Source organism: Moraxella sp. I5G (assembly GCF_055193055.1).
Genome location: NZ_JBUXLH010000025.1, coordinates 1 through 5,120 on the forward strand (window position 1 = coordinate 1; position 5,120 = coordinate 5,120).

Below are 5,120 nucleotides of genomic sequence, written 5' to 3' on the forward strand. Positions count from 1 at the left end.
CCCCCTCATCATCAGATAAGGGGGTTAAATAGGGTGCTGACGATGACCTACTCTCACATGGGCAAACCACACTACCATCGGCGCTAAGACGTTTCACTTCTGAGTTCGGAAAGGGGTCAGGTGGTTCCATCTTGCTATTGTCGTCAGCGTAAAAGATTAACAATATTATATGAGTCTGTTTGTTTTAAAATTTACTGTATCAAGGTAGGCAATCTTACACTTAACTTACAAAACCATTTGGGTGTTGTATGGTCAAGCCAAACGAGCAATTAGTATTGGTTAGCTACACATGTCGCCATGCTTCCACACCCAACCTATCAACGTCGTAGTCTACAACGGCTCTTTAGGGAAATCTTATCTTGAGGTGGGCTTCCCGCTTAGATGCTTTCAGCGGTTATCCCATCCGAACATAGCTACCCGGCAATGCCACTGGCGTGACAACCGGAACACCAGAGGTTCGTCCACTCTGGTCCTCTCGTACTAGGAGCAGATCCTCTCAAATTTCCAACGCCCACGGTAGATAGGGACCGAACTGTCTCACGACGTTCTAAACCCAGCTCGCGTACCTCTTTAAATGGCGAACAGCCATACCCTTGGGACCTGCTTCAGCCCCAGGATGAGATGAGCCGACATCGAGGTGCCAAACACCGCCGTCGATATGAACTCTTGGGCGGTATCAGCCTGTTATCCCCAGAGTACCTTTTATCCGTTGAGCGATGGCCCTTCCATACAGAACCACCGGATCACTAAGACCTACTTTCGTACCTGCTCGACTTGTGGGTCTCGCAGTTAAGCGCGCTTTTGCCTTTATACTCTTTGAACGATTTCCGACCGTTCTGAGCGCACCTTCGTACTCCTCCGTTACTCTTTAGGAGGAGACCGCCCCAGTCAAACTACCCACCATACATTGTCCTTGAATTTGTTAATTCGAAGTTAGAACCCCAACATAACCAGGGTGGTATTTCAAGGTTGGCTCCATAGTAACTGGCGTCACTACTTCAAAGCCTCCCACCTATCCTACACAAGTTAGGTCAAAGTTCAATGTAAAGCTGTAGTAAAGGTTCACGGGGTCTTTCCGTCTAGCCGCGGGTACACAGCATCTTCACTGCGATTTCGATTTCACTGAGTCTCTGCTGGAGACAGCGCTGCCATCATTATGCCATTCGTGCAGGTCGGAACTTACCCGACAAGGAATTTCGCTACCTTAGGACCGTTATAGTTACGGCCGCCGTTTACTGGGGCTTCGATCAAGAGCTTCGCTTACGCTAACCCCATCAATTAACCTTCCAGCACCGGGCAGGCATCACACCCTATACGTCCACTTTCGTGTTTGCAGAGTGCTGTGTTTTTAATAAACAGTTGCAGCAGCCTGGTATCTGCGACTGCCAACAGCTCGGGGAGCAAGTCCCTTCACCATCGGCAGCGTACCTTCTCCCGAAGTTACGGTACCATTTTGCCTAGTTCCTTCAGCAGAGTTCTCTCAAGCGCCTTGGTATTCTCTACCTGACCACCTGTGTCGGTTTCGGGTACGATTTGTTTATAACTATCGCTTAGAAGCTTTTCCTGGAAGCAGGGTATTTGCCACTTCGCTGTACATGTACAGCTTGCTATCAGATCTCAGTAATAGTCTAGCGGATTTGCCTACTAAACCTACCTACATCTTTTCACCTGGACAACCAACGCCAGGCTGACATAACCTTCTCCGTCCCTCCATCGCATCATAAACAAGTATTGGAATATTAACCAATTTCCCATCAACTACGCCTTTCGGCCTCGCCTTAGGGGTCGACTCACCCAGCCCCGATTAACGTTGGACTGGAACCCTTGGTCTTACGGCGAACGGGCTTTTCACCCGTTTTGTCGTTACTCACGTCAGCATTCGCTCTTGTGATACCTCCAGCATGCCTTACAGCACACCTTCACAGGCTTACACAACGCTCCCCTACCACTTAATTGAAACAATTAAATCCGCAGCTTCGGCTCCTAGTTTGAGCCCCGTTACATCTTCCGCGCAGGCCGACTCGACTAGTGAGCTATTACGCTTTCTTTAAAGGGTGGCTGCTTCTAAGCCAACCTCCTAGCTGTCTATGCCTTCCCACATCGTTTCCCACTTAACTAGGAATTTGGGGCCTTAGCTGGCGGTCTGGGTTGTTTCCCTCTTGACGACGGACGTTAGCACCCGCCGTCTGTCTCCCGGATAGTACTCATGGGTATTCGGAGTTTGCATCGGTTTGGTAAGTCGGGATGACCCCCTAGCCGAAACAGTGCTCTACCCCCCATGGTATTCGTCTGAGGCGCTACCTAAATAGCTTTCGGGGAGAACCAGCTATCACCGAGTTTGATTAGCCTTTCACCCCTATCCACAAGTCATCCCCTGGCTTTTCAACGACAGTGGGTTCGGTCCTCCGGTGTCTGTTACGACACTTTCAACCTGCTCATGGATAGATCACTCGGTTTCGGGTCTATACCTTGCAACTAAACGCCCTATTAAGACTCGGTTTCCCTACGGCTCCCCTAAACGGTTAACCTTGCTACAAAATATAAGTCGCTGACCCATTATACAAAAGGTACGCCGTCACCCAATAAATGGGCTCCGACTGCTTGTATGCACACGGTTTCAGGTTCTATTTCACTCCCCTAACAGGGGTTCTTTTCGCCTTTCCCTCACGGTACTGGTTCACTATCGGTCAGTCAGGAGTATTTAGCCTTGGAGGATGGTCCCCCCATCTTCAGACAAGATTTCACGTGTCTCGCCCTACTTAATATGTCGCATTTGCAGTTTCGTATACAGGACTATCACCTACTACGGTTGGCTTTCCCACGCCATTTTACTACTACAAAATTGATCGGCTACTCCCCGTTCGCTCGCCGCTACTTGGGGAATCTCAATTGATGTCTTTTCCTCGGGGTACTGAGATGTTTCACTTCTCCCGGTTTGCCTCTTACAAAGTAAGATACTTATCTTATGATAAGTGGGTTTCCCCATTCAGAAATCGCCGGGTCACAGGATATTGCCACCTCACCGACGCTTATCGCAGGCTATCACGTCTTTCATCGCCTCTGACTGCCAAGGCATCCACCATGTGCACTTCATTACTTGACCATACAACCCCAAAGGGTCTTATGGGTAATGTATAACGATTTACCTATGTTTACGCTTGATTCAGTTCTCTTTACTTTAGATAAGTACATTTTGGGGTGTACTTATCATGGTAATTTATTTGTTGGAATTAAATAAATTACCCAGACTCATATTTATATTGTTAAATAGTGATTTATGCTTTCATCAAGTCATAAAATATGTATTAAACATAAAAAAATAATCTAAACAAATTATTTGTTTATATTTAATGGTGGAGTTAAGGAGAGTCGAACTCCTGACCTCCTGCGTGCAAGGCAGGCGCTCTACCAACTGAGCTATAACCCCAAAATGGTGGGTCTAATAAGACTTGAACTTATGACCCCCGCGTTATCAACACGGTGCTCTAACCAACTGAGCTACAGACCCAATTACTTTTTATTAAGAACAACTTGTTGTGGATTCTTGCCAACAGATAATATTGTTAAGGAGGTGATCCAGCCGCAGGTTCCCCTACGGCTACCTTGTTACGACTTCACCCCAGTCATCGACCCCACCGTGGTGATCGCCCTCTTGCGTTAGGCTAACCACTTCTGGTGAGATCAACTCCCATGGTGTGACGGGCGGTGTGTACAAGGCCCGGGAACGTATTCACCGCAGCATTCTGATCTGCGATTACTAGCGATTCCGACTTCATGGAGTCGAGTTGCAGACTCCAATCCGGACTACGATTGGCTTTTTGAGATTAGCATCACATCACTGTGTAGCAACCCTCTGTACCAACCATTGTAGCACGTGTGTAGCCCTGGTCGTAAGGGCCATGATGACTTGACGTCGTCCCCGCCTTCCTCCAGTTTGTCACTGGCAGTATCCTTAGAGTTCCCACCCAAAGTGCTGGTAACTAAGGAAAAGGGTTGCGCTCGTTGCGGGACTTAACCCAACATCTCACGACACGAGCTGACGACAGCCATGCAGCACCTGTATCACAATTCCCGAAGGCACTCTCGCATCTCTGCAAGATTCTGTGTATGTCAAGACCAGGTAAGGTTCTTCGCGTTGCATCGAATTAAACCACATGCTCCACCGCTTGTGCGGGCCCCCGTCAATTCATTTGAGTTTTAACCTTGCGGCCGTACTCCCCAGGCGGTCTACTTATCGCGTTAACTGCGTCACTAAGTCTTCAAGAGACCCAACGACTGGTAGACATCGTTTACGGCGTGGACTACCAGGGTATCTAATCCTGTTTGCTACCCACGCTTTCGAACCTCAGTGTCAGTATGATGCCAGGAAGCTGCCTTCGCCATCGGTATTCCTCCAGATCTCTACGCATTTCACCGCTACACCTGGAATTCTACTTCCCTCTCACCTACTCTAGTCACCCAGTATCAGATGCAGTTCCCAGGTTAAGCCCGGGGATTTCACATCTGACTTAAATGACCACCTACGCTCGCTTTACGCCCAGTAATTCCGATTAACGCTTGCACCCTCTGTATTACCGCGGCTGCTGGCACAGAGTTAGCCGGTGCTTATTCTGTGGGTAACGTCAGGGCTGGCGGGTATTAACCGTCAACTTTTCCTCCCCACTTAAAGTGCTTTACAACCAAAAGGCCTTCTTCACACACGCGGCATGGCTGGATCAGGCTTTCGCCCATTGTCCAATATTCCCCACTGCTGCCTCCCGTAGGAGTCTGGGCCGTGTCTCAGTCCCAGTGTGGCTGATCATCCTCTCAGACCAGCTACAGATCGTCGCCTTGGTAGGCCTTTACCCCACCAACTAGCTAATCCGACTTAGGCTCATCTATTAGCACAAGGTCTTGCGATCCCCTGCTTTCTCCCATAGGACGTATGCGGTATTAGCATTCCTTTCGGAATGTTGTCCCCCACTAATAGGTAGATTCCTAAGCATTACTCACCCGTTCGCCACTAATCATACTAGCAAGCTAGTAATCATCGTTCGACTTGCATGTGTTAAGCCTGCCGCCAGCGTTCAATCTGAGCCATGATCAAACTCTTCAGTTTAATCTTGTTTTTACCTAACTAA

The 5,120-nt window shown here is 48.6% G+C and carries 2 tRNA genes and 3 rRNA genes; all 5 read right to left on the reverse strand.

Annotated elements, in window-relative coordinates:
* Window positions 1–34: 34 nt before the first annotated feature.
* The 5 genes from rrf to ACZBKJ_RS09600 all read right to left on the reverse strand — a co-directional run bounded on the left by rrf (window position 35) and on the right by ACZBKJ_RS09600 (window position 5,098).
* Window positions 35–148 (reverse strand): 5S ribosomal RNA (gene rrf, locus ACZBKJ_RS09580).
* 100 nt (window positions 149–248) lie between these two features.
* A 23S ribosomal RNA gene (locus ACZBKJ_RS09585) occupies window positions 249–3,103 on the reverse strand.
* A gap of 248 nt (window positions 3,104–3,351) precedes the next feature.
* Window positions 3,352–3,427 (reverse strand) — tRNA-Ala (locus tag ACZBKJ_RS09590).
* 4 nt (window positions 3,428–3,431) lie between these two features.
* Window positions 3,432–3,508: transfer RNA gene (locus ACZBKJ_RS09595), tRNA-Ile, on the reverse strand.
* A gap of 56 nt (window positions 3,509–3,564) precedes the next feature.
* A 16S ribosomal RNA gene (locus ACZBKJ_RS09600) occupies window positions 3,565–5,098 on the reverse strand.
* The 16S, 23S and 5S rRNA genes sit together here with 2 tRNA genes alongside, the layout of an rRNA operon.
* Between the last annotated feature and the right edge of the window lie 22 nt (window positions 5,099–5,120).